Genomic DNA, 26567 nt, shown 5'->3' with positions numbered 1-26567 from the left:
AAATTGGCGAATGCTTTTCAATTCAACAGTTTAATATTTTAGTTAGGTTTTTAGTTGATCACATATCGTGAATTCAGAATTTGCGGTATTAAATAATGCAATTCATGTTGGTATTGTAATTTTGTGCTGAGCTCACCATGTAAGCTATAGCTGGCAATAAAAAAATGATTAGTAACATCATCATAACTGATACAGTAATTGCCCATAATTGCAACTACCCAAGCATACTCTGAGGTACTACCAGGTATATTGGTCCAGATTTCTGGCTCGATTAACTTAATTAAACGCCAAAAGCCTTTATCCAGCCCTTCCATCAAAAATTCAGATCCAGCAATCAGTTCATTGAGTTCTTCGTTATCTTGCATAGCTATTGTCTCGAAAATGTATAAAGGTAATTTTGTGGGTATCTACTCAGCGTAATTTGTTTTAAGCGTCTTCTTATTGCAAATTACTTCGTTTTTGCTATGCCTATAGGATATAGGCCTGTCTCTTTTACACAAATATTAATTAAATTAAGCTCACCAAAAGTCGAAGAGAAATGCGGGTTATTAAGTAGTATTTAGTGGTTATAAAAGTACCGTTTTTCCTGCGAAGGAACCCAGTGATTTTTGCTTAAATTAGACTATGTTTATCCAAAAATGTCGCTAGATCCCCGCATGCGCTCTGACGGAGGGTATTTTTATAACCTACGGTGTTAAAATTTCAACCTATTGACCTAAAAAAGCGCTTCTGAAACTTATGATCAAGAGAAAAGGGTGCTGGTATTTAACGTTAGCATGGATGCGATAGCGGCGAGTTTTTAGGCAGGAGGCCTAGTACGAAGGAACTATGCCATTGCTCTTTGGTAAAGGGGTAAAAGGGTAAAAGAATTTGTTTTACACTTTCTTCCAAACTCAGAGCAATGGCTGTAGGTGATAAGTGGGTTAGCGAATCAATAAAATGTAAAGTTGGCGCTAGGGTTGTTTTGCTTTTGCCAAACTTGATACTTGGGCTGGCTACCATCATAAAACCAGATGGCACCAATTAGCTGGGTGTTATGGTTGGCAACCATTAAACGTTTTTGCAATTGGCCATTTTGAATCGGTGCTCGATATAAGCAAGAATCATAGTTGACCACATAGCTGTCACCTTTTGTGCGATAGTCGTCGCACAGCGAAAAGTAGGCTCTTTGCACCTCTTTTAATTTAATCTCAATATCTAAGTTAAACGTTGAAGATAAGCTATGCTTTGCTTCAATATTAATATCTTCGATTGTCTCTAATTTTTTTTCAGGCACTTGGTCAATTTTGCTAGGCGTCGCAAGCTGCGTTTGGGTTGTGCTCGTTTGCGTTGTACTCGTTTGTGTTGTTTCAGGCGAGGTAGTGTTCGTACTAGCGGCTTGCGAGCTTTGGAGCTGTTTACTACTGTCACTCGCGTCATTACTAGCAGTATCGCCCCCGCCACCACCGCAGGCAGCTAAGTTGAACAGGCCGGCAAGTGATAACAAATAGATAGATTTCAGGTTTGATTTATACATGGCGATTACTCCTGTTCACTGAATGTCTGGTTGGCTGTTTTATGCATGTACCAAGTTGGATTGGTTACACCACTTTTGTCTTTTGCGAAATTAATAAATTGCGGATAGGCTTGGTCTAGGCGCACACCAGCTTTTGGGTGTTGCCAATCAATTGGAATTTCTAACGCCCAACTCATGCCATTATCTGAAACAAAATAGCTTTGCTCTGCTTGTGACGTTTTATCATCGGCAAATCCAAAGAACCCGCTGTCAAAGGCTGAGGTTGGTGGTGAATTTTTAAGGTGGATCTCTAATCGGCGGCCTGGTGCTGAACCGAGTAAGGCAACCGCGTCATCGCCATGATAAGTCCCTGGGGTTGCAAAAATGAACGGATCATAAGGAAACGCTGGCATTTGCGATTCTGCTATAGGGTTAACAAAAGGGATATCGATTTGCCACTGTGGCATCGCTTGATATACACAGTTGTTTTGTGTTCGATAGTAATGACAGGGGGTTGGTGTTGTGACTGTTTGTTTTAAATCATTCGAGATTAAAATCACAGCCTCGGTCATATTGGCCTCTAAAACTGGAGTTGTTTGCTGAACACCATCAAGAAGCATGCTGATAGCACTTTGTTGAATATCTTGACTACGGATCCCAGGTAAATTGACTGCAAAACCATTGTGGTAGCTTGCACCTAAAGCGGCTAGCTTGGCATCAAGCTTAATTCGAATAACTTGGCCTTGTTTGACATACTCAGCTATACGCAACTGCATAACCACGTCATTCATGTCGTAATCGCCCAGTGTTGGATATAAATCTTCGTAGGCTAGGGTGGTATAGGTAGACGAGCTAGGGTAGTAATTAATGGTGACACCGGTTTGTGTAACGGTTACTGCATAATCTTCCACTTCACCGTCACTCACACCGCCCGTTGGACCAATGCCGGATTGGCTACTTAATCGGAAGCGCGACCAAGTTTCGCCTTCTTCTGCCCATGTAGGCACTTGTATATTGATTTGGTTTTGCTCTGTCACTTGATGATCGACTATTGCTTGCTCATCAGTTTCAAAAGTACCGTCTCTGTCCCAGTCAACCCAAGCATTTAAGTAAGCGGGTTGAGTGTTTAAACCGCTGACGTCTACCGATACCACAGTGTCTAGGCCTGACTCGAAACCCGTTGGAAACTGCACGCCGTCATCCTTGTCTGTTCCACTGTTAGCATCGCTTTCGCTGTCAGCTGAGCTGCCCAGTTTTAAGTCGCTGCTGATGTCATGACGCGCACCGTTGTCGCCAAAGCGAGAACCGTAGCTGGCGGGAGCATCTCCAAAGTCGATATTGTCGCCAACAGGAATTGGCGCATTGGCACAACGAGCGCCGTCATTCGACGATGAGATTGGACCATAAGCAAATACGTCTTCAACTGGCTGTGGCTCGTCGACATTAATTTTATAAACATAGCCGTTGGCATTATTACTGACATAAAGCATGCCATTAACGTCGAAAAATTGGGCGCCAAAAGTGGCTTTGCTACCTTGGTAAACTTGCCCTAAAAGGTTTTGTTCGCCAGTTGCTGGGTCAATTCGTACTAATTCACTGCTCTCACCGTTAGTCACGGCATAGATAAATCCGTCTGTGGGGTGAAATGCCAAATCAGTTAAATTAACCGCTGCGTGTTCGGCACTGCCAACCACATATTGCATTTGATAAGCTTGTTCGCCGTCGAGATAGACTTTAAACAAACCTTTGCCGCGTTTGTAGCCAAACCAAATGTTAGCGCTAAGAGCCACATCGCCAGCGACAAAATTGCCGGCTTTAGCCGATAGACTGTCTTTGCTAACCTGAATGGCTTTGATTTGATAGTCCTTGCCAACTTGGGCAATGGTACTGCTTGCATGATCCCAACCATAGATGTAATCGTCGTGATCGCTAAACCCTACGCCATTATATGAGGCGCGCGTTCCCATATTGCTGTTGAGCTCAGAGGTCGATCCGGTAGCGAGATCCACGCCAAACGTTTTGGGAATAGTCGATGGTTTTTGTACTAAAAAAGCTTGAGTTGGACAGTCTTCAAATGGTGTAGCTTGCAGCGTTGTCGTATAGCTAAATGACAAAGCAAGCAGGGCGGTAGCAGATTGAGTAAAGTTTCTTTGCATAGTGTAACACCCAGTTGTAAATAAAGATGGATTTACACTTGAGAGTTCAATAACTATGCCATTAATTAAATTGTATATTAATCAATTGCTTATGCTTTTTTGTTGCAGAGTGAACCGAGTCGTGTTTGTATTTTGAAAAGCGAATTTTTGCAAATTGCAAATTACAAACCGTGACCTGTGAGTTAAAGCGAAAAGTGTTGCCCTAAGTACGTCTTTAGACTTTTCTGTGTCCCACGACCTTTGTTCTTCTAAATATTTTCCACCTTGCTCGATTCATCTCGCCAATTGCAATTTAAAAAGTATCTTTGTGAGCTAACTCTCAGTTTCTTCCAACACAATTCGAAATGAGATTTTATTTTGATCTTAGTTTTTTAGAGGGCGTACTACTTGCCGTGTTTGATGAGTTTTCAGGCGCACAATACTTAACTTATTAACTCAATATTGGGTTGTAAGTATTAACTCAAAGGAAGAAATTATGAAACTTTTATATACACCATTGCTGGTTGTCGCTTTATCTGCCTGTTCATCTGATTCTAGTGATGATGACAATTCAGACCCGATAACATTTATGCCTAGCTTAACTCTATCGGTTGATTTAGCTTCATCTCAACAAGTGCCGGCTGTAGATTCGATGAGCAAAGCTAGTGCTACCATCGAATATGATGAAAACCTTATGCAATTCAGAGCAAAACTTGATGTAAGTGAAATTGATGATTTCAGTGCTGCTCATATACATCAGGGGTATGTAGGTGAAAACGGGGCGGTTGCTTTTATGTTTGAAGCTAGTGATACCGCAGGCATTTATCAAATTGAGGCAACTAATCTTGAGCAAACAGCCATTAGCGAAATGCTAGATGGTGGTTGGTACATTAATGTTCACACGACAGAGTATCCGAATGGTGAAGTAAGAGGGCAGGTACTAACAGATGATGTTAAGTTAATGACGTTTAATTTAACGGGTACACAAGAAGTACCAGCAGTAGATACAGATGGCATGGGTTATGGTTATGCAACGTATAATATGACCTCAAGAGAACTTGATTTAAAAGTAAAAGCGATGGGGGTTGATGATGCCAGTGCAGCACATATCCACGCTGGCCGTATTGGGGCTAACGGTGACGTGGTCATTGCATTGGTTCAAGGGGAAAATGTGACAGAATGGATGACACCAGACAACGCTGTGCTGGATGTAAGCACTGCAACGGAGTTAATGTCGGGTGGGCACTACGTCAATTTGCACAGTACCAGTGTGCCATCTGGTGAGTTAAGAGGCCAAATCATCACTGATAATATGGCGTTAGTCACATTTAAGTTAGATGGTGAACAAGAAGTGCCAGCTGTCACAACTTCGGCAAAAGGGGATGGTTATGCACTAGTTAACACAGATGATTATGCCCTTGAATTAAAAGTAGTGACCAGTGGTGTTGCTGATGCAACCGCTGCGCATATTCATACCGGCCGTGTGGGTAATAATGGCGGGGTGCTCGCCGGGTTAGAGCAAGATACCAATGACGCGAATGTTTGGATGGCTCCGACAGGTACAATGTTAACTGCTGAAATTTTTACTGAATTGGTTTCAGGCGGCCATTACATTAATGTTCATACGCCAGCTAACGCTAGTGGTGAAATTAGAGGTCAAATTTTAACTTCTAATTTCAAATTACTGACTTTTCCACTAGAAGGAAGTCAACAAGTGCCGGCAGTCACTACATCGGCTATGGGTAGTGGTTATGGACTCATTAATCAAAATAACAATATGCTCGAGTTGAAAGTCGTCACTTCTGGGTTAACTGATATTACAGCGGCGCATATTCATCAAGGCCTATTGGGTGTAAATGGTGATGTTGTTATTGCATTAGAGCAAGATAGTGGTGATATGAATAATTTTATGGCGCCAGAAAACACTCAACTTGAACAAGCCATTCTTGATACTTTACTAGCAGAGGGGCATTACGTGAATGTGCACACGGCTACACACGCTGGTGGTGAAATTAGAGGGCAAATTTTACCTTAAAGTTTTAAGGAGTATTTTATGGTGTAGAGCTTAGTTATTAATGTAAGACAACGCCGTGAAGGTAATGCTATATTTTTTTATAAACCCTCTTTATACATTTCAACGCACTTCATGGTTAATTGAGGTGCGTATTTCCTGAAAAGTCCCGATTAATTTAGAGTAAATCCAGAGTTTTAATTGGTCAGTATTTATAGGCTATCTGTTCTGCTTATTTCAGGAATAGATGCTATGCCAAGTAACCCTTTAAATTTATACCAACAGAAGCCCAATAGAAGCATGACGGTGGCTTCTTGGAATATTGAGAAAAATGGCCAGTCGTCTTCAATTGATAAACAAAGTAAGGTGAGTCATTTTGTTGATATTTGTTGTACGAGTTTGAATATCGATATCGTGTTCTTATGTGAAGTACATTCAGCCAGAATTGATGACTATGTTGATTTTCTGAAGTCGGTTTATGGTGACTCGTACCAAGTGGATTATATTGCTGGCGGCCATAGTAATGCTTTTGTGTTTTTATGGCGCAAGGCATTAAATGTAGAAGTTTTGCATTATACGTTAAAAGGGTTGAACAGAGACATGGCCATATTTTGTTCTGATGGTTGCTACTGTTTGTTATCTCATTTTAAGTCGGGGCAAACTAAGTTAACAGAAAGCCAACTAGAAGAAGCTGCATCTTGGTTGAACACGGTTAGTAATGGTAAATGGACTATATCTGGCGATTTAAATTGGCATTATGGTAATGCGGGAGCTTTAACGCTTCCTGCTCACAGCCAAACTTTATCATTTTGGACAGATGCAACTCAAAAAAGTGGCAATATCTTAGATTGGGTTATTGCTGGTTATGACACAGTGGTTAATTTTATTGATTTAGAGCGAGTGGTTGATGAACAAAACTCAACCTGTTTTCATCCCAGTGTTTTTGATATGACAGGGCCTGATCATAGGCCCTTAATATTTGAACTGTCTTGGCTTGGTAATTAGCAGAGTCAATGCTTTAGAACCAGCCCCTTTCACTTATTCGTTTGCTATTAAGGGGCATGGGTTTGTTGACTAGTCGGTGAATGGGTGAAAGCTATTTGGCCAACTGTGCGACAACGGCTTTTTCCAATTCGCCGCCAAGTGGTTTTTCACGTGAGTTCCATGAATCGACTACTTTTCCGTTTTTATCGATAAGGTATTTGAAAAAGTTCCATTTTACTGAGCGATCGGCTTGCGCTTCGAGTTGTTTATAAAAGGCGTTGGCGTCGCTACCGCGAACTTTTGATGGGCTAAGCATGGTAAAAGTCACCCCGTAATTAATGTAGCAAACGTCTGCGGTTTCTTTTTCGTCATCATGTTCTTGGAAAAAGCTATCTGATGGAAACCCTACGATCTCAAGGCCTTGGTCTTTGTATTTTTTGTACATGGCTTCGAGTTCTTTAAATTGCGGGGTAAAACCACATTCACTCGCCGTGTTAACTACAAGTAAAACTTTATTTTTATATTGCTCACAAAAGTTAACTGTTTGGCTAGAACGTAATTTTTTAGCTTCGAAATCTAAAATGTTATTGCATTGTTCAGTTGCAAAACTAAATGGGCTTATCGCCAGCGTTAGGCTCAATATGGTGATTGCTTTGGATATTAATTTCATTTGTTTACTCAAAAGGCTAATGTGGTTGTAGGGTTTACGTTGATGTTTTTAAACCCGATCAAATAGACCGTTTTACATTTGATTTGCTTTCCGAAAATTTCCTTGATAGTCAAACACACGTTGTTTGATTTGCCAATAGTGTTTTTCGCGCTTAGCAATAACAAAATCTGGGTGTGTAAAATGAGCGGCTTGTTTAACGATTTCTTGCACCTTGTCAAAAAGTGTTGGCTGGGTAGTTTGTTTAAAGCGCCGGCCAAATAAACGGTTAAACTCTTGCTTGGCTTTTGGGTAATCAAAATTAAAAGTTTCGTTTATTTCTAAACCGTCTTCATCAAAGTAGCGAATTTTAAGTTTTGACTGTTCGGCTTCTAGTGTCATACCGCTACAGCGGATCACAGTTAAATCTTTAAGTTTGAGCGCTTTTTTGATGAGTTCATCTGGGTCAACCAATACTTTTTGACAGTGGTGGCAAGTGCGCGCCGCAATGTCGTTTTCGGCCATGCAATCGGGACATTGTTTAAATACAAAACGAAATTGACATTGTTGTTTGTTGTCGGGCTTTAGTTTGGGTGGGTTATCTGATTTATTGGCTGCAATATCAACCAGTCCTTGGCAACGTCGACCATAGTGCTCGACTAAGTCACCATCGCTATCTACTTTGCCCCAAAAGGTGTTAGCAAAGTTGCATACCGGACAAGGTACCATAACCGGCACGCTAGCAGAGTTTGGTTTAGGGCTACCGACTTCGGGTTGAAATAAATCAAACTCATTACCCGCATAGTCAAGGACCAGACAATCTTGTTTACCGTCTGCGAGGCGCAGCCCGCGCCCCACTATTTGTTGGTATAAACTAATAGATTGAGTTGGGCGTAGTATGGCAATGACATCGACATGCGGCGCATCAAAGCCCGTCGTTAACACAGATACATTGATCAGGTATTTAATTTGTTTGGCTTTAAATGCCTGTATGATTTTTTCGCGTTGGCTGTTATCGGTATCGCCGGTCACTAACTGACTGATTTGTTGTGAAAATGAGTCGATATAGCCTTTTATTTCTTGGGCATGAGCAACACTCGCGGCAAATATCATAACGCCTTGCCTTGCCTGACTTAATTCAACAATGTGTTCGCAAATGGCTTTGGTGACTCTTGGGTATTTAGCAAGTAATTCATTGACAGCTTGAGTTTGATATTCACCATTGGCTTGTGGCACAAGTGATGAGAAATCGTAATTGTTAGTTGCGAGATTAATCAGTTTAGGTGGGGTTAGGTATTGGTGTTTGATCATATACCTTAACGGCAATTCAAAAATACATTTTACGAATTGCGCTTGTTCTTCTCGTCTAACAAAGCCGTAATAGTGGTGTTGATAGATCCAGCCTGTATCTAATCGATAGGGCGTGGCGGTTAAACCCAGAATTTTTAGTTTTGGGTTCAGAGATTGAATATGCTTAATAACTTGTTGGTACTGATTGACGCCTTTGTCTTTATCTTGCTTTAAACCAATACGATGACACTCATCGATAATCACTAAACTAAATTGATAATTGAGCTGCGCAATATTTCGCGCTAAAGATTGAATACTGGCGAAAGTCACCTGATGCGTGAGATTTTTTTGTTTTAAACCCGCCGAAAATATACCAGCTTGTAAACCGTAACTTTGGTATTTAGCATGGTTTTGTTCAACTAGCTCTTTAACATGGGTGAGTACCAGTATTTTTCTTTTCGCTAGGCTTGCCAGCTCGGCAATGACTAAACTTTTCCCTGCGCCAGTCGGCAATACGATAACCGCTGAGTCATCGCTTTGCCGAAAGTGATTTAGAGTGGCGTCTACTGCATCTTGTTGATATGGTCGCAGTTGATACATAAGCGGGTGATTACCCTAATGATAGTCTTCTCGCTCAGGTCTTATGGTTCATTGTCAGCGCTTACTCGCCCCAATCACATAGTAGAGCATATGCTCATGGGGTCTCGAAGCTTGACGGCTTCCCCTAAAACCTGATCGCTTTGACTAGAAAACAAAATTAGTGTTTAACTGAGTAAGTGCTTATTAAGAACTTAGTCAAGAATTTAGGGATGATCTTAGTGTAACGCCGCGCGATAAGGTAAGTCGGCACAAATTTTAGCTTCGGCTTCTAAGATTTCGTCTAAGCGTTCATAAACCATACTTTCTTCGAAGTATTCTAGGGCTAATTCAACAAACAAGTTTTTGTGCTTTTCTTCTGATTTTGCAATGGCGACGTAGAAGTCTTTATCCTTTCCTTGTGGCAAAGCTTCGGCGACCAATGAAAAACGTTCATGGCCGCGCGCTTCAATGACACCAGCCACTAACAATCTATCTAACAAAAATACATCACTGCCTTGGCGAAATAGTTTGCGAATTTGTTTGATGTAACTGTCAGCTTTGTCATCACCGAGAGTGACATCACGTGCTTCAAGTAGCTTGAGTACTTGTTTAAAGTGGATCAGTTCTTCTAGGGCTAGATCTGTCATGGCGCGCACTAATTTTTTGCGATCAGGGTAGTGCGACAACATGGACATCGCCATACCCGATGCCTTTTTTTCGGCAGCTGCATGGTCTTGTAAAAATGCGTCAAAATCAGCTAAAACAGCTTCGGTCCATGCAAACGGTGTATGGTATTTAAGTTCGAACATTGAAAGGAAACTCTTAACAAAAACAATTTTATAATCAGCGCGATTATACGATATTGCGGTTATCGATTGCTAGCGGAAAGGGCAGGGTGCATTTACCTTGGTCAGTTGACGCTATTTTTAATGGGTGTTTGATTTGATTCCAAGCAGTGACTTTTCCTGCCATGTTAATCGGCTTAAATCCTTGTATTAGCTGATCTTTGGTTGGTTTGGCTAGGATAAATTGACAAAAAGCTTGATAGCTATCTTTTTCTGTAACATCAATAGTTAATAGATCATTAGGCCGAGCTGAAAAATAGCTTTTGACCGCTTGTTGATGTTTGGTATAGCAAGTAGCCAAAAAATCTTCATTTTGAATGTTAGCTAGGGTAAAGGGGGAAAACACCTGTTTAAAGTTTTGCTTTATGTGCGGATTAAAGCCGCCACGATTATTGATCACATTATCATGCATGCGAATGAGTAATTGTTGAATTGACGGTAGCCAACTCTCTAGCTTGCGTTGCAAATAAATAAAGCGGCTGTTGCTAAAGGCTTGATCTAGCAAAGGGTATTGGCCAAACACTGGGGTGTCGGCAATAACACTTGCCTGTTCAAGCGCTTGTTGTGTGTAAGCCGTGTGTGCCGTTTTATAGCCCAATTCCAGTGCTGCTACACAAACACTAGTGGTCGCTGTGCGGGGTAAACCTATGATGAAAAATTTCATTTCTAATAAATTAATCGCTTCGATTAATGTAGATGGATATAGGATAGCACGTTGGGAGTTATGAATGGGGGGAACGCCAATTACGAAGTCAGTTTTTACGAATTTAGCGCTGAACTGCATAAGTTAGCAACTGAAACCTATACCACCTTCGAAAAATAATTGGCTTAACGTAAAACACATTTGCCAAACGGTTTAACTCATTAGACAATGCACACAAGTTAGCTTTTAGTTTGGACAACGCATGTCATTTGATTTTGATCGAGTCATAGATCGCAAACCTACTCATTCATTTAAATGGAATAAATACCAAGGCACAGATATTTTGCCTATGTGGGTCGCAGATACCGAGTTTTCACCACCACAAGAAGTGTTGGATGCGATTTGTGAGCGCACTCAGCATGGCCCCTTGGGTTACACCTTACCTTATGATTCGCTTAATCAAGTGACGGTAGATTGGATTGCTAAACAGCATGATTGGCAAATTAAACCAGAGTGGTTAGTTTGGAACCCAGGTGTTGTTCCCGCTTTTAACGTCGCGGCTAAAGCATTTTGCCAAGCCGGCGATAAAATTTTAGTTCAAACGCCTAATTACCCACCTATGTTAAAGGCCCCTGAACTAAACCAATGTGAATTGGTTAAGGTGCCTAGCATATTGCTCGAAGGGCGCTACGAATTAGACCTTGCTGCATTAGACAATTTAGCTGCTGATCCTAAGACTAAACTTTTCCTGTTTTGTAACCCAATGAATCCTTGTGGTTCTGTTTTAACTCAAGCTGAGTTACAAGCGATTGCCGATATTTGTGCTAAGCATAACGTGATTATTTGTTCGGATGAGATCCATTGTGATTTAGTACTGAATAAAGATGCTCAACATATTCCTATGCCCACCATTAAAGGCGCCGAAGATAATTCGTTCAGTTTAATGGCCGCCAGCAAAACCTTTAATATTGCCGGCCTGGGTGTGTCTTTTTCAGTCATTCCTAACGTTAAACTGCGTAACGCATTCAGAAACGCCGCGATGGGAATTGTGCCTTGGGCGCAAATATTAGGCTTAGTTGCCACTGAAGCCGCCTTTGAAAAAGGTCATGCTTGGCATGAAGCCTTACTTGATTATTTGCGTGGCAACCAAGATTATTTATACAAGGAAATTAATGCGATTAAAGGCCTGAAGATGGTCAAATCGGACGCAACCTTTTTAGCTTGGATTGATTGTTCTGAGCTGGGTATCGATAATGTACAAAAGTTTTGGGAAGACGCAGGTGTCGGCCCTTCACCTGGCAGAGATTTTGGTGAACCGCTATTTGCGCGTATCAATTTTGGTTGTCCCCGTAGTCAATTAGAACAAGCCGTTACACGTATAAAAAATGCGGTGACTAAGCTGCTACAACTGCCTGAATAAGCTCTAGTGCTTAAAGCTGCGGTACTCAAAAAATAGTATTTCGGGTTGGTTAAAAAGGCTAAGTGTTAAAAATATGACAACGCTTAGCCTTATCGCTTTTGGTTCAATGAATTAACATTTACAGACACTGCAATACTTTCATTGGTTTGTCAGCCGCCATTACACAACCTCTTTGTTCGTCTGTTGCACTTTTACATTGTGCGGTTAGTTCACTATGGCTAGGTGCTTTGTCTTTCAAAACGGATTTAACGTGCTGAATAACTTTGTCGCAGTCAGATTTGGCCACGGGAGTTGGCCCTCCGCAAGCGAGTAGCAGGGAGCAAGTGGCTAAAATGGCTATTAATTTAAACATATTTTTCCTTACTTGTTGTTTGTGAAAATTTTTAATGGCTAATGCTGAGTGTTGAGCCACTTTTCAATGGCTTGTTTTAATTGCCGCGTTTGAATGGGCTTAGATAAGTAATCATCCATACCCGCAGATATACACTTTTCTTTATCGCCCGTCATGGCCGCCCCAGTTAAGGCGACAATGGGAATATGTTTTTGGCTGGTTCGTTCTAACTGACGAATGGATGAAGCTAAGTCATATCCGTCCATTTCTGGCATATGGCAATCCGTGATCACTAATGTGTAGCCATGTTGTTTGTACATGTTTAATCCTTCATAACCATTCGCAGCAACATCGGCGTGATAGCCTAATTGTTCAAGTTGTAGTAGTAATAGCTTTTGGTTCATCGGATTGTCTTCAACCACAAGAATGTCCGATTCATTATGTATGCCTTCGTTAATACGTTTGTTAATGGTTTGCATCTGGGCAGACTGGTTAGCGGTATCTGATGTTGGTGTTGTAACTTCGCATTGACTTAGATCGACGTCATCATTTTTAGTTAATTGTTTGACTTTGTAGCTGGTGATCGGTGTAGACTGGATGCAGGCTAGCTCCTTGGCATTCAGGTGAAACCAAGCAAGGTTTTGCTGAGACGTCCAAAGGGTTATTTTTGAATAATATTGGGGGGCGATTAACTTCAATAATTTTTCAATTTCAGTTTGGCTCAGTGTTAACCCTGACACCACAATATGGTTAGCGTCGTTTAGCTGTTGCTTGCCTTGTTCTGTAACAAGCGAGGCAATACTGGCTTTATCAACAAACGCGCCGTTAGTTTGCATGTAATCCGCAACCCAATGTAGATCGTCGCTAAAATTACCTACGAGTAAGATCTCTTCCCCCCAATAACTCACTAAATCATCTTGTGTTTTGGCTGGCCAAAAAGGTACGCCCAAAGTAAATGTCGAGCCTTGGCCAAACTCACTATTTACAGATAGATTACCCCCGAGTAAATCAGACAAGCGCCCACATATACTTAAACCTAATCCAGTGCCGCCATACTTTCGCGTGGTTGAATCCTCGGCTTGAGAAAAGGGACTAAACAATCGAGAGAGAGCACTTTTTTTGATGCCAATACCGTTGTCTTTAACTTGAAACTTGATGTATTGCACAGGGCCTAACGACTGCTGTTCATCTTTACTAATGGTTAAACTAATTTCACCAGCCTTTTCAGAGGTTGGCTCGGTAAATTTTATTGCGTTGCTTAATAGATTACTCAATATTTGCCTTAAGCGAATAGGATCTGAATTAACAAAGTCGTGATAGTCTAGTGATTCATTAATGCTAAATTTTATACCTTTGCTTTGCGCTAAATTGGCATGTAAAGCCACAGCGCTGTTTACGACCTCGCTAATTGACATATCTGCTAGATCAAGACTGAATTTCCCGGCCTCAATTTTGCTTAAATCAAGAATGTCATTGAGAATAGAAACAAGGTTTAATGCGGACTCTTTAGCGGTTGAAATAAGCTCTTGTTGACCTGTATTCAATTGCGATTTATCGACTAGATCCAGAGCGCCAATAACCCCATTCATTGGCGTACGAATTTCATGACTCATCATGGCTAGAAATTTAGATTTTGAATGGCTGCCAGCTTCAGCAAGGTCACGAGAGGCTTCTAATTCTTTAGTGCGCTGTTTGACTCTGTTTTCTAACTCGGACTTAATTTCGTTTATTTGGTTTTTAGCGTGTGTGATAGTTGAATTGTCAAAACATATTCCCTCGACTCGGCATGCTTGACCGAATACATTGTTAGAGACATGGCCTCGAGCGATAATATTACGAACTTGCTTGTCAGGTGTGATGATCCTATAGTCAACTTGAAATGGATGTCCTTCAGTAGCTGTGAGTGCTAATGCTTGAATCACTTTGTCCTTATCATCTGGATGAATGCAGTTTTTCCAAATGTCGTTATTACCCTGTTGCTCAGGAGTAAACTGGTATATTTGATTAAAAATATTATCCCAGGTCCAAGCGTTATCTTTAATATGATAGGTCCATACACCGATATTGGCCGCATCTAAGGCTAAACGTTTGCTCTGCTCAGATTCTAATACGGAATTGATCATGTCTTTGTGGAAAGTACAGTTTTGTATACTGCCTGTCACACGTATAGGAAAGCCTTGTTGGTTACGTTGTGACTCTCCGCGTATTTCGTACCATTGGTATACGCCTTCTCTATTTTTTATTCGGCATTCAATACTTAATGGGGCTTTGAATTCCAAGTGATTCATTAATAAAGAATCAAATGTTGCAATATCATCTTCAAACATTAATTGCTTGATATGTTGCCAAGTTATTGTCTCGTCACGTGGTAAATCGAGCAATGCAATAAATTTACTGGAAAAGTACAAATCTTCGCTATGTAAAAAATCATGTAAAAAATCAATAAATTCGTATCGCCCTTGTGCGGTGGGCAAATGGACATCCCAAACCCCAAGTTGCGTGCCATCAGCGGCGACTCTATACGGGCTTAACTCATGTTCAAATTCTGTTTGAAGCTTGGTTGTTACATGTAGGCTAGCAACCGGTTTACCGTGAATGTTACTAGGGGAAAAGTGTAAATAAACTTTACCCAATGTAGGGGAATCTACGCTCAATTCGTTGACACTATGAGTAAAGTTTTTGGTTATTTTTTGTAACTGCTTGAAATTTTCAGTGCCTAGCAATTGTTGTAAATTTGTCGGTAAAGCATTATTTGTTAAATGCGGACTATGAGTTGCAATATTGGCCATTAAGTTGGCGGTATCTGAAATCATGTTGCCGTCGGGTTCAAACAGTAAGATGTAATTTAAGTGACGAGATGTAGGCTCGGCAGAGTGACGGGTCATATTTCAGGTTTCAATAAGGGCTGGTTAATTAAGTATTGAATAAATTAGAAAAATTGCTAAATCTTGTGACAAAACAATTTATGATGGTAAAGGTTTTTACTGTTAATCGCCCTAGGTTAGTTTGAAACTAATAGGCCATCATCTAATATATATAATTTAGTGATTAAAAACCGATTTGTTATTCTGATAAATTAGGTTGGTCTATTATGGAATGCACCAAGGGTTAAATAGTGTCTATAAATAAGGTTGCCATTGTCGGCGGTACTCACGGAAACGAAATTACCGGTTATTATCTTTTGCAAAAATGGCAAGATTCTCCAGAATTGATCCAGCGCCCCAGCTTAAATACATCGACCTTACTCGCTAATCCCAAAGCGTATGAAATTAGCCGTCGTTATGTTGACCAAGATTTAAATCGTCAATTTGCTCGTCATAACCTAGAGGATCCAACATTAGGTGGTTATGAGCAAAATCGAGCTAAAGTAATAAATCAAGCAATTGGCCCAAAAGGTAACCCAAAGTCTGATTTAGTTATCGATTTACATACAACCACAAGTAATATGGGGCCGACGCTGTTAATGCCTCAATCAGGCGAGTTTTATAATAAGCTGGCGGCTTATATAAAAATGCAGATGCCAAGTGTCACTATTTTTAGAGATGAAGACCACAAGTCAAATGATGAACATCATCTTTTAGCTACGGTTGGTAAATACGGTGTTATTGTTGAAGTAGGTCCTGTGCCGCAAGCTGTTTTGCGACATGATGTTTTTCAACAAACCGAGCAAATGGTTAATACCATTCTTGATTTTGCTCACCTGTACAATGAGAATAATTTACCTGATTTACCGCGAGAAACTGAAGCGTTTCGTTTTTTGCAAAGTTTAACTTTGCCACTGAACGAAAAAGGTGAACGTATTGGTATGATCCACCAGTCAGTGCAAGACTCAGACTTTAAAGCGTTAAATCCTGGTGATCCTTTATTTCAGTTGTTTAATGGTGAAACGATCACTTATGCTGGTGATAAAACGGTTTACACGGCATTTGTTAATGAAGCGGCATATTATGATAAAAACTTAGCGACTTCGTTAATGGAAAAAGTCGTGATTATTAACGAGTAACACCTTTTAAAATTGATCAAAAATGCCGAGCTTAGCTCGGCATTTTTATTTGAATTTTTGAATAGTGAATATTCGGTGTTTCTCAGTATTAGGCAATGCAATTCTTAAAGCTTAGATACGTATTCTATCCTCACCACTCATATCCCATGCTTGCAAATATTATTTGAATTGAGCGCTTTAAGTGACTCGGAATCGCTTGGACTATAAATTGAATTAACTTAATAGTTGGCGACTAGGCGAGTTAATTTACTACTGAGCCTTAAAGGTTCACCTCGTAAGTCAGCATGCGGTATGTGTTTAATGACAAAACCTTGTACTTTAACGATAAATCGCTTATCAAAAGATAGCTCAAATACAGGCGTTAATTGGCCTTTTTTATCAATGGATAAACTAGCTGTGGCGCCTTGGTTTTGAATATTGATTGATGCAATATCGTTCAGCGCAATGCAAAAATCGTCGATAAACAAGTGAGTGTGATCAATGTTGATTTGGTCGAGTGGATCTTTTTGCGCAAGAGCTTTGTTGGCAAAGTATAAAGTCATTAAAAAGATCATATTAGCCAACACAACTAATGATGACATGAATTCACCGTCGACTGAGGTATTGTAATAGTAAATGTAAAGCCCAGAGGTCAAGGTGAGGGTTAAGTTAAACAAAATCCATGATTTAACGTAGTTTAGATAAGTCATTAAACAGTCCATGTTTGATTGGATACCAAACAGTATTACCTTTACCCCTTACTTTGGCAAGTAGTAAAAGTGAGTTTTTCTAATTTGAAGTTTGAGTTTGTTTTATAGCACGCTGTCATTTAGTTACAAGTTGATTTTGGTTATTAACTATAGTCTTCTCGTTCAGATTTTATGGTTCATTGTCAGCGCTTACTCGCCCCAATCACATAATAGAGCATATGCTCATGGGGGCTCGAAGCTTGCCAGCTTCCCCTAAAACCCGATCGCTTTGACTAAATACAAATAGATTGTCGTGCAAAGGTTCGAGCAAAGATCAGCTATTTTCAACAATAACCAGTATTGTTTAACGATATAAATGAGTACTTTAGTATTAGCATTCAGTTGATTCGGCTAGTTAGTCACGAATTACTTAAAAACAGAGTTAAAAAAAACCGTTTCAGGCTTGTACTTGTGAGTGTCCTGTCTTAGCCTAACCGCCTATTTATCTTTGCTATTTTTGTTATGCATATTCATATATTAGGTATTTGTGGCACCTTCATGGGGGGCTTGGCAGTCATTGCTAAGCAATTGGGTTATAAGGTTACGGGCTCAGACGCGAATGTTTACCCACCTATGAGTACTCAATTGCAAGAGCTCGGTATTGAATTGATGCAAGGTTATAAAGCTGAGCATTTACAACCACAGCCTGATTTAGTGATCATTGGTAATGCGATGTCACGTGGCAATGAAGCAGTTGAAACCGTATTAAATAAAAATATCCCCTACATTTCAGGCCCTCAGTGGTTGTTGGAGCATGTATTAAAGGATAAGTGGGTATTGGCGGTTTCAGGTACCCATGGCAAAACGACAACGACAAGTATGCTGTCTTGGGTGTTAGATGACAATGGCATGAAACCAGGATTTTTGATTGGTGGGATCGCCAATAATTTCGGTATTTCAGCTCGCTTAGGTGATTCTATCTTTTTCTGCATAGAAGCTGATGAATATGATTCAGCCTTTTTTGATAAACGCAGTAAATTTGTTCACTATCGCCCACGTACGTTGATCATGAATAACCTTGAGTTTGATCATGCTGATATATTCGCGGACTTAGCCGCCATTCAAAAGCAATTCCATCATTTAATTCGTACCGTACCAGGTAATGGTTTAGTGCTATATCCCCACAAGGAAAACGCGATACAAGATGTTATTGACCAAGGCTGCTGGACTGAAACCCAAACGACAGGTTTTAGTCATGAGCAAGGCTCGCATCAGGTAGCCTGGCAATTACATCAACATAGTGCCGATTTTAGTCAATTTGATGTGATACATAATGGTGAATATCAAGGCACGGTTAAATGGACCTTGATGGGGGAGCACAATGCTAATAATGCATTAATGGCAATTGCCGCCGCTAAACATGTTGGTGTGCGGCCAAGTGATGCGATTGATTCGTTAGCTCGCTTTGAAAATGTAAAACGGCGTATGGAATTAAAAGGTGAGGTGAATGGTATTCGTGTTATCGATGACTTTGCTCATCATCCGACAGCGATTCAAACGACCTTAAAAGGCCTTAAAAGTGCTATTGAAATGGCATCTGAGGTTAGCAGTGCTCAAGGGAGAATTATCGCTGTATTGGAGCCTCGCTCAGCAACAATGAAGCTAGGGGTTCATAAACAAGAGTTAGCCAACTCACTGCAAGCAGCCGACCATGTCTTTTTATTTCAGCCGGAGAATATCAACTGGTCAGTTAGCGAGGTTTGTGATGCTTGTCAGCAACCTGCGGCAGCGTATGGCAATTTAGCTGATTTGATTAGTGCTGTGGTGTCTGAAGCTAAACCTAGTGATACGATTCTAATTATGAGTAATGGTGGTTTTGGCGGTATACATCAAAAATTACTGGATGCGTTAGCTGTATCAGCCGATTACTAAGTCGAAATGTGTTAAAAATGACTCAAGTTCAACAGTTTCAACAGGCTTTTGAAAGCCAAGCTTACAAGGCTTTAGTTGAAATATATCTACAATCGAATACTGATGAAAACCTGTCGCAGGTTGATTTTTTGTATCAAAAATATGTCAGTGGCGGCGAAAGCCAATTTGATTGGTTTCAGAAAATTGTCACTAAATTGTGGCAGGTTAAACCTATAACTAGCGAATTCATTAGCTTTGTAAAAGATGTGAATAGGCTTGGTTTTGTATTAACGCCATTTAAAGATAAATTTGAGTTAGACCAAGTTGATGTGCAGCAAAATAATGTGTTGCACTATATTTTTAGCGTGGCCGCGCAGACTCAAGAAAATCTTCCTTTTAACTATATCCGTTCGCTGGCGTTATTTGAAAGTAACCAAACATTGGCGGTAGCACTTTCTACTCTGAATAATCAGTTGCTATCGCCATTGGAAGTTTTTTTGGCTGCGGTTAAGAAAATACACGCTTTGCCAGAACATGAATTTTCGGCGTTTTTCGGTTTAATACAAATGATGGAGCAGCGCCAACAAAGCTTACAAGCCTACGCAAAAGTGATCGAGCATATTGGCCATTTATATCGTAGTGCTAATCGCATGCCTTTACGCGAAGAGCAGCTCGTTTTGTTAACTGCTGCTTTATATAAGGTTAGCGCTCAGCAAGTGTGTATGGATTTAAATTTCTAGTTTATAGCCTACACCGTAAACAGATTGCACGATCTCTTGCTCAGGTGAGGCTTGATTGAGTTTCTTGCGTAATTTTTTGATATGACTGTCAATGGTTCTGTCACTGACAATCCGATTGTCACTGTAAATGGTATCGATTAATTGGTTACGAGAGAATATGCGCCCTGGCGATTTAGCTAAGGCATTTAGTAGATTGAACTCTATTGCGGTTAGTTCAAGCTTATTTCCTTTAACGGCGACAGTAAATTTTTGTTCATCGATTTCGAGAATAGACGGGGTTAGCTCTTGCTGATTCAGCGCGCTTTGTCTTCTTATTATCGCTTTAACTCTGGCCACGACCTCTTTAGGTGAATAAGGTTTACAAATGTAGTCATCGGCACCAATTTCCAGACCTAATAACCTATCAATTTCTTCTACTCTAGCGGTAACCATGGCAATTGGAACCATAGAGAATTGGCGTATTTCTTTGCACAATGTTAAGCCGTCTTTGTTGGGCAACATAATATCCAATAGAATAACGTCAGGTTTATTTTCTTTTACCCAATCTACCACTAGCGCACCATCACTAATAATGTGGGTATCAAGGTTTTCAAGTCGTAAGTAATCTTGTAATAAATTGGCTAACTTAATTTCGTCTTCAACAATTAAAATGCTGTTCATGATATTCCTTATAACAAAGCCGGTAAGGTAATTTTAATACCTAAGCCACCAGATTGAGCATGGTAAGCTTGTATGTCACCTTGATGATTTTCAACGATTTTTTGACATAAGGCCAGTCCTAATCCCGAACCACCGGTTGAACGATTGCGTGAACTTTCTACTCGATACAAGTAATCAAAAAGGTGTGGTAGCGCCATATCCGGCACACCCGGTGGTGTATCTTCAAATACAAGTTCGACGGTTTTAGCTTTTTGTAACAAGGTGATGCTTGTTCTGCCTGGCTGGTCAGTGTATTTGATACTGTTTTTAATAATATTATCGATAACCTGCGACAAGCGAGTGGCGTCGCCCCAAACCCAAACGCAGTCGTCTGCGCTTTGGTATTCAATGGTAAATGCGTTTTGGGTAACGGTCGCGCTATGGCGTTTAACGGCAAGGGTTAGCAGTTCATCTAAATCTAACTCTTCTTTGTTGTATTTTAGCGCTCCAACATCAGAACTGGCGAGTTCATGTAAATCATCGATCAAATTTTGCAGATGAGTGGCTTCTTCTTGGAGTGATTTTATATTGTCTTGATTGAGTGGCCGAATGCCATCTAACATGGCTTCGATTTCGCCTTTGAAAATGGCAATAGGGGTTCGCAGTTCATGTGATACGTCGGCAAGCCATTTTTTGCGTCCTTCTTCATTTTGTTCGAGTGCTTTGGCCATATCGACAAAGTCACGAGCTAATTGTGATAATTCATCCCGCCCTTTGGGTTTAATTCGAATATCGTAATTGCCTTTTTTAACTTCGCTGGTTGCCCGAGCTAATTTTTTAATAGGAGTTGAAAGCAATCTAGCCATAGGAATAGCAACTACCAAGGTGATAACTAGCACAAATAGGCAAATTAGCAGTAAACTTTCGGTTTGTTTGTTAACAAATCTGACATCCAGTTCATCGGTTATTTTGCGTTTTACAGGCGCTGTAAAATAAGCGATAGTTTGGTTGTTCATTTTTATCGGGACAGGGCGGAAACCTTCTTTTAGGCTGCCAACAATCACTTGTTTATTCGCGTCTAACAATGCAGGCCCAGGAGCTGTTTGACGTCGTCGTTGAGGGCTGTTTTTCTCTGTTTGCCCTGGTTTCATGTGAGGAGGTCGGTCTGGGTAAGTAGGGCGGTGCTGCTGTCTATCTGAACCTTTGGGTGAGTAATGATTTCGCTTTTTTATCGGTCGTCGACCATTACTGGGTATTAGATGACGGTAATCGTTGTCGTCAATAGAGATTAATTCTTCTTGACTAATCACTTGGTCAGCGCCTGCAATTTGCAATAATTTATGCCAGCGACTTCTGTGTTCAGATAATGAATCTACACCGTATGTTTTATGGTAGAGCACGATATTGTCAACTAGCCTATCCAGTTTAGCCGCTTCTCTTTGATTGACGTACTCTAGCATTTCGCGGTCGAATCCCCATTGGATCAGCACATACATGGCACTGACTAACAATGTCAATGCAAAAATTAATGCGGCGATCAGTTTACTGGAAATAGACATACTTACCCTTAACCCATTTATAACAGGTTAATGGTAACAACTTAGTTTTGTTTTCCTAGCTTTAAACCTTTAGTTTCACATTTATTCCTTTATTCAGTTTGTTTGTTGTTAGAGTTTTATACTTTTTTGTTATTAATATGGAAGTGTAAAAAATTAAAACACGCTTTGTTTATTAATTAAGTATATTTATCAATGACTTGCTATAAAGGTATAACAAACCTTGTTTTTAGTAAGCTTGATGTTGCAATTAGCACTAGCATCTTACAATGATTTATCTATAATCGTTGCCACTTGTCGGAGTGCCAATCCTATCATTTTTATTGGAAAGGCTGAGATCGCACTAGCGGGATCCGTAGAACCTGATTCAGATTAACCTCTGCGTAGGGAACAAGGTTAGCATTTTCCTATCCGTATTCTACACTCCTTCATTAGCAACTTTACGTGGTCTGTTGACCATAAATGACAATAAACTCCTGTCGAACCGTAATTTGAGCAGTATCGACCTGTATAAACACTAAAAAGGCTACAAAATGGCTAAACTATCTCGTCGTGAGCGTCGCGAACAAGCGGAAGAATTTTTAAAAAATTGTTCTAATCAAAACTTTCCTAACTCGAAAAAGATTTATTTAGAAGGTGATATCCATCCAATTAAAGTGGGTATGCGAGAAATTTCGGTTAGTGATTCATTAGTCGGCGGCACAAAAGAAGACCCAGTTTTTGAGCCAAATGAGCCTGTTCGTGTTTATGACACTTCTGGCCCGTATACGGATCCTGAAACCAGCATAGATGTACATAAAGGTTTAGATAAGCTAAGAGCAACTTGGATAGAAGCAAGAGAAGATACCGAAGTATTAGAAGGTGCAACGTCGGGCTACAGCCAACAACGTTTAGCTGATGAAGGTTTAGATCATATTCGTTTTGAAAACTTACCAAAAGTACGTCGTGCAAAACCGGGTCAAAACGTGACTCAAATGCATTACGCGCGTCGTGGCATTATTACGCCAGAAATGGAATATATTGCTATTCGTGAAAATATGAAGCTTAAAGAAGTCAAAGATGAAATCTTAAAGCAGCAACACCCAGGTCAAAGCTGGGGTGCTAATATTCCAGAAGAAATTACCCCAGAATTTGTTCGTAAAGAAGTTGCTGAAGGTCGCGCGATTATTCCTTCAAATATCAACCACCCTGAATCAGAACCCATGATCATTGGCCGTAACTTTTTAATTAAAGTTAACGCAAACATTGGTAATTCAGCTGTTACCTCTTCAATTGAAGAAGAAGTTGAAAAGTTAGTTTGGTCAATTAAATGGGGCGGCGATACGGTAATGGATTTATCAACCGGTCGTTATATTCATGAAACGCGAGAGTGGATTATTCGTAACTCGCCTGTGCCTATTGGTACTGTTCCAATTTACCAAGCGCTTGAAAAAGTTAATGGCGTTGCTGAAGATTTAACATGGGAAGTTTTTCGCGATACATTAATTGAACAAGCTGAGCAGGGCGTTGATTACTTTACTATCCATGCCGGTGTTTTACTGCGTTACGTGCCAATGACTGCAAAACGTGTAACAGGTATTGTTTCGCGTGGTGGTTCAATTATGGCTAAATGGTGTTTAGCGCATCATAAAGAAAACTTCTTATATACCCATTTTGAAGATATCTGTGAAATTTGTAAGCAGTACGATGTGGCATTTTCATTGGGTGATGGCTTACGCCCTGGTGCTATTGCCGATGCGAATGACGAAGCGCAATTCAGTGAGTTACGCACATTAGGTGAGTTAACTAAAATTGCTTGGGAACATGATGTGCAAGTGATGATTGAAGGCCCTGGTCATGTTCCTCTTCACATGGTTAAAGAGAACATGGAAGAGCAATTAAAGCATTGTCATGAAGCGCCTTTCTACACCTTAGGCCCATTAACGACTGACATTGCTCCAGGTTACGACCACTTTACTTCAGGTATTGGTGCGGCCAACATTGGTTGGTACGGCTGTGCAATGCTGTGTTATGTAACGCCGAAAGAGCATTTAGGTTTACCTAACAAAGAAGACGTTAAAGAAGGTTTGATCACTTATAAAATTGCTGCTCATGCTGGCGACTTAGCGAAAGGTCATCCAGGTGCACAGGTTCGTGATAATGCCTTGTCAAAAGCACGTTTTGAATTCCGTTGGATTGATCAATTTAACCTAGGACTTGATCCAGATCGTGCTCGTGAGTATCACGATGAAACTTTACCTCAAGAATCTGGTAAGGTGGCGCACTTCTGCTCAATGTGTGGTCCTAAATTCTGTTCAATGAAGATCACACAAGAAGTACGTGACTACGCAGCGGGTTTAGAAAGTGCAGAGGGTGATATTGAAATTAAAATGATTGATGTGTCTAAAGAAGCCGAAGAAGGCATGGCGCAAATGTCAGACGAATTTAAATCACGTGGCTCTGAAATCTATCACGTTGCGGATTAGTGTTTAGTGATAGGGAGCTGTCAATGCTCCCTTTTTGTTAGATTAAGTTATTGGTCGGTAAAACGTGAAAGTAGCGATTGTTGGTGCGGGTCTTGTCGGGCGATTATTATCGCTGTTATTGGCAAAAGAAAGTCAATTTGATGTTTCATTGTTTGAAAAAAACGCGCTGAATTATGCTGATGCCACAGGGCGAATTGCAGCATCAATGATAGCGCCGACGGCTGAATCTGTTGTTGCAAGTCGTGATATCGTGACCATGGGGCATGCATCATTAGCTTTGTGGCCTGAGTTATTGCAAGCATTGCAGTTAACGGTAGATTTTCAACGACAGGGCTCAGTTATTTTGGCACACCGACAAGATGAAGCCGACCTACGTAGTTTTATGCAGCGCGTTCATCTTCAGCAAGACGAAGACTTATTGGAGATAGATGCTCAGCAGCTTAATCAAATTGAACCTGAATTGGCGAATCATTTTAGCCGTATTCTATTTTTACCGAATGAAGGTCAAATAGAAAATAGTCAGCTTTATCAGCAAACTGCTTCAGCAATATTAGCCAGCTCAATCCAAGTTTATTGCCAAACTGAGGTTAAAATTGACGATGCGCAAATCAGTTTTAACGATGAACGACCAAAGCAAAAATTTGATTTAGTGATTGATTGCCGTGGCCTTGGCGCTAAAGGCGATATGATTAATCAGCTTAAAGTGCTTAGAGGTGTCAGAGGTGAAGTAATAAGGGTGAAAGCGCCTGAGGTCAACTTGACTCGTCCAGTACGCCTTATGCATCCACGTTATCCTATCTATATAGTGCCTAAAGATAATCAAGAGTATGTGATTGGCGCAACTGAAATAGAGTCGCAAGATGATAGGCCGACATCCGTTCGTTCGGCGCTTGAACTTCTCTCTGCGGCATATAGTGTTCACAAAGGCTTTGCCGAAGCTAATATAATTGCTATGCAATCGGGTTTACGTCCAACACTAAACGATAACGAACCGAGCATTGATGTGAGTCAGCATCACATTCAAGTTAACGGTTTGTATCGTCATGGTTATTTGCTGACACCTTATATTCTGACTCAATTGCTAAATGTTATCAGTGCTAAAACTAATCTTTCATTAGGGTTTAGCCAACAACAACTACCAGAAATTACTTCTTTAATTCACTATCATGAAACTAATCATTAATAGTCAGGAATTTGAGACACCAACCGCTCAACTTGCGGCTACGTTACAAGCTTTCGGCGCGACTCCACCTTTTGCTGTCGCAGTTAACGGCGATTTTGTTGCTCAACAAGATTATGAAAGTACAGAATTAAATCCGGGCGATTGCATTGACATTGTTTCGCCCATTTATGGCGGTTAATACCGAATAAAACCATGTCTGATGTTTTAAATATTTACGGTCAAACTTTCGATAGTCGATTACTCGTTGGTTCGGCTTTGTACCCATCTCCAAAAGTAATGACAGATTCAATTAAGGCCAGTGGCTCGCAGATTGTTACTCTATCATTACGCCGCCAGTCACCAGAACAAAAAGGCGGGCAAGTGTTTTGGCAACAAATACAAGATCTGGGTTTGACATTATTACCCAATACCGCGGGATGTCACTCTGTTAAAGAAGCGGTAAATTTGGCCAAAATGTCGCGAGAGATATTTCAAACCGATTGGATAAAACTTGAGTTAATTGGTGATGAATATAATTTGCAACCTGATCCCATTGATTTAGTGCAAGCTACGGATATTTTGCTAAAAGACGGTTTTAAAGTATTACCTTACGTTGCTGATGACTTAGTAGTGTGTCGTCGTTTAGCCGACCTAGGCTGTCAGGTCGTCATGCCTTGGGGTGCGCCTATAGGTACAGGTAAAGGATTGTTAAATCCCCATGCGCTAGAAAGCATTCGTAGTCGTTTGCCTGATATTACGCTAGTTGTTGATGCGGGTATTGGTTTGCCATCTCATGCCGCCCAGGCCATGGAGCTAGGATATGATGCTATATTGCTTAATTCGGCAATAGCTCAAGCGCAGGATCCAGTGTTGATGGCACAAGCTTTTGCCAATGCAGTACAGGCGGGGCGACAAGGCTATTTGGCAGGGCGAATGCCAGAGAAACAAGTTGCAGAGCCTAGTACCCCGACTTTGGGTATGCCATTTTGGCACCAAAACTAATTTATTCTTTTTATAGCAACTGATATCACTTTCAGTTGCCTT

22 protein-coding genes and 1 riboswitch are annotated in these 26567 nt (G+C 40.6%); of the genes, 10 read left to right on the top strand and 12 right to left on the bottom strand.

What is annotated here, in order from left to right; translation table 11 throughout:
- Nucleotides 1–50: 50 nt before the first annotated feature.
- The 3 genes from C2869_RS02410 to C2869_RS02400 form a co-directional block, all read right to left on the bottom strand.
- Nucleotides 51–365: a hypothetical protein gene (locus C2869_RS02410; protein ID WP_108601438.1), complete on the bottom strand. Its 315-nt coding sequence runs from the start codon at nt 363–365 to the stop codon at nt 51–53.
- Nucleotides 366–931: 566 nt separating this feature from the next.
- Entirely contained in the window at nt 932–1516 is a 585-nt protein-coding gene (locus C2869_RS02405; protein ID WP_108601437.1) for a hypothetical protein, read from the bottom strand.
- 5 nt (nt 1517–1521) lie between these two features.
- A complete protein-coding gene (locus C2869_RS02400; protein ID WP_108601436.1) occupies nt 1522–3651 on the bottom strand; it encodes an LruC domain-containing protein in 2130 nt (709 codons plus the stop codon).
- A 475-nt stretch (nt 3652–4126) separates the two neighbouring features.
- Here C2869_RS02400 and C2869_RS02395 point away from each other — a divergent pair, with 475 nt between their 5' ends.
- Nucleotides 4127–5665, top strand: coding sequence for a CHRD domain-containing protein (locus C2869_RS02395; RefSeq protein ID WP_228710741.1), 1539 nt, complete (start codon nt 4127–4129; stop codon nt 5663–5665).
- Between the two features lie 228 nt (nt 5666–5893).
- Nucleotides 5894–6646, top strand: a complete 753-nt coding sequence (locus tag C2869_RS02390; RefSeq protein WP_108601435.1) for an exonuclease/endonuclease/phosphatase family protein — start codon at nt 5894–5896, stop codon at nt 6644–6646.
- Nucleotides 6647–6737: 91 nt separating this feature from the next.
- Here C2869_RS02390 and C2869_RS02385 read toward each other — a convergent pair whose 3' ends face one another.
- The 4 genes from C2869_RS02385 to C2869_RS02370 all read right to left on the bottom strand — a co-directional run bounded on the left by C2869_RS02385 (nt 6738) and on the right by C2869_RS02370 (nt 10649).
- Nucleotides 6738–7295: a glutathione peroxidase gene (locus C2869_RS02385; protein ID WP_108601434.1), complete on the bottom strand. Its 558-nt coding sequence runs from the start codon at nt 7293–7295 to the stop codon at nt 6738–6740.
- Between the two features lie 72 nt (nt 7296–7367).
- Nucleotides 7368–9161 carry a DEAD/DEAH box helicase gene (locus C2869_RS02380; RefSeq protein ID WP_108601433.1) on the bottom strand — a complete coding sequence of 598 codons (1794 nt, stop codon included), beginning with the start codon at nt 9159–9161 and terminating at the stop codon, nt 7368–7370.
- A 215-nt stretch (nt 9162–9376) separates the two neighbouring features.
- Nucleotides 9377–9949, bottom strand: a complete 573-nt coding sequence (gene miaE / locus C2869_RS02375; RefSeq protein WP_108601432.1) for a tRNA-(ms[2]io[6]A)-hydroxylase — start codon at nt 9947–9949, stop codon at nt 9377–9379.
- A gap of 43 nt (nt 9950–9992) precedes the next feature.
- A complete protein-coding gene (locus C2869_RS02370; protein WP_108604929.1) occupies nt 9993–10649 on the bottom strand; it encodes a sulfotransferase in 657 nt (218 codons plus the stop codon).
- Between the two features lie 241 nt (nt 10650–10890).
- Here C2869_RS02370 and C2869_RS02365 point away from each other — a divergent pair, with 241 nt between their 5' ends.
- A complete protein-coding gene (locus tag C2869_RS02365; RefSeq protein WP_108601431.1) occupies nt 10891–12048 on the top strand; it encodes a MalY/PatB family protein in 1158 nt (385 codons plus the stop codon).
- Between the two features lie 118 nt (nt 12049–12166).
- On the opposite strand, the gene C2869_RS02360 is transcribed toward C2869_RS02365, so the two are convergent.
- Together C2869_RS02360 and C2869_RS02355 are read right to left on the bottom strand one after the other, a co-directional pair.
- Nucleotides 12167–12400, bottom strand: a complete 234-nt coding sequence (locus C2869_RS02360; RefSeq protein WP_108604928.1) for a hypothetical protein — start codon at nt 12398–12400, stop codon at nt 12167–12169.
- A gap of 38 nt (nt 12401–12438) precedes the next feature.
- Nucleotides 12439–15264, bottom strand: a complete 2826-nt coding sequence (locus C2869_RS02355; protein WP_108601430.1) for a hybrid sensor histidine kinase/response regulator — start codon at nt 15262–15264, stop codon at nt 12439–12441.
- A 230-nt stretch (nt 15265–15494) separates the two neighbouring features.
- Here C2869_RS02355 and C2869_RS02350 point away from each other — a divergent pair, with 230 nt between their 5' ends.
- Nucleotides 15495–16382, top strand: coding sequence for an aspartoacylase (locus tag C2869_RS02350; protein WP_329604287.1), 888 nt, complete (start codon nt 15495–15497; stop codon nt 16380–16382).
- A 218-nt stretch (nt 16383–16600) separates the two neighbouring features.
- Here the strand turns inward: C2869_RS02350 and C2869_RS02345 are convergent, their stop codons facing one another.
- The gene (locus tag C2869_RS02345; RefSeq protein WP_159083996.1) at nt 16601–16963 is read right to left on the bottom strand and encodes a hypothetical protein; all 363 of its coding nucleotides are present in this window, start codon (nt 16961–16963) and stop codon (nt 16601–16603) included.
- A 609-nt stretch (nt 16964–17572) separates the two neighbouring features.
- On the opposite strand from C2869_RS02345, the gene mpl reads away from it, so the two are divergent.
- Together mpl and C2869_RS02335 are read left to right on the top strand one after the other, a co-directional pair.
- Nucleotides 17573–18982 (top strand): UDP-N-acetylmuramate:L-alanyl-gamma-D-glutamyl-meso-diaminopimelate ligase, encoded by a 1410-nt coding sequence (gene mpl / locus C2869_RS02340; RefSeq protein WP_108601427.1) that lies wholly within the window; start codon nt 17573–17575, stop codon nt 18980–18982.
- 17 nt (nt 18983–18999) lie between these two features.
- The gene (locus tag C2869_RS02335) at nt 19000–19701 is read left to right on the top strand and encodes a hypothetical protein (protein WP_108601426.1); all 702 of its coding nucleotides are present in this window, start codon (nt 19000–19002) and stop codon (nt 19699–19701) included.
- On the opposite strand, the gene C2869_RS02330 is transcribed toward C2869_RS02335, so the two are convergent.
- Complete coding sequence (locus tag C2869_RS02330; protein ID WP_108601425.1) at nt 19690–20361, bottom strand: response regulator; 672 nt, start codon at nt 20359–20361, stop codon at nt 19690–19692. The genes C2869_RS02335 and C2869_RS02330 overlap by 12 nt on opposite strands.
- Nucleotides 20362–20369: 8 nt before the next feature.
- On the bottom strand, nt 20370–21899 hold the full coding sequence (locus C2869_RS02325) for an ATP-binding protein (RefSeq protein WP_108601424.1): 1530 nt from the start codon (nt 21897–21899) through the stop codon (nt 20370–20372).
- A gap of 285 nt (nt 21900–22184) precedes the next feature.
- Nucleotides 22185–22303: riboswitch (TPP riboswitch) on the top strand.
- 126 nt (nt 22304–22429) lie between these two features.
- On the opposite strand from C2869_RS02325, the gene thiC reads away from it, so the two are divergent.
- From thiC to C2869_RS02305, 4 genes are all read left to right on the top strand, one after another.
- Entirely contained in the window at nt 22430–24361 is a 1932-nt protein-coding gene (gene thiC, locus C2869_RS02320) for a phosphomethylpyrimidine synthase ThiC (RefSeq protein ID WP_108601423.1), read from the top strand.
- A 64-nt stretch (nt 24362–24425) separates the two neighbouring features.
- Complete coding sequence (locus C2869_RS02315) at nt 24426–25544, top strand: FAD-dependent oxidoreductase (protein WP_108601422.1); 1119 nt, start codon at nt 24426–24428, stop codon at nt 25542–25544.
- A complete protein-coding gene (gene thiS / locus C2869_RS02310; RefSeq protein ID WP_108601421.1) occupies nt 25528–25722 on the top strand; it encodes a sulfur carrier protein ThiS in 195 nt (64 codons plus the stop codon). The genes C2869_RS02315 and thiS overlap by 17 nt, the downstream gene beginning before the upstream one ends.
- Nucleotides 25723–25736: 14 nt before the next feature.
- A complete protein-coding gene (locus C2869_RS02305; RefSeq protein WP_108601420.1) occupies nt 25737–26525 on the top strand; it encodes a thiazole synthase in 789 nt (262 codons plus the stop codon).
- Nucleotides 26526–26567 lie beyond the last annotated feature (42 nt).

Source organism: Saccharobesus litoralis, assembly GCF_003063625.1.
GTDB lineage: Bacteria > Pseudomonadota > Gammaproteobacteria > Enterobacterales > Alteromonadaceae > Saccharobesus > Saccharobesus litoralis.
The sequence above is the reverse complement of the archived record's forward strand: the minus strand, read 5'-3'. Positions and strand labels throughout refer to the sequence as shown.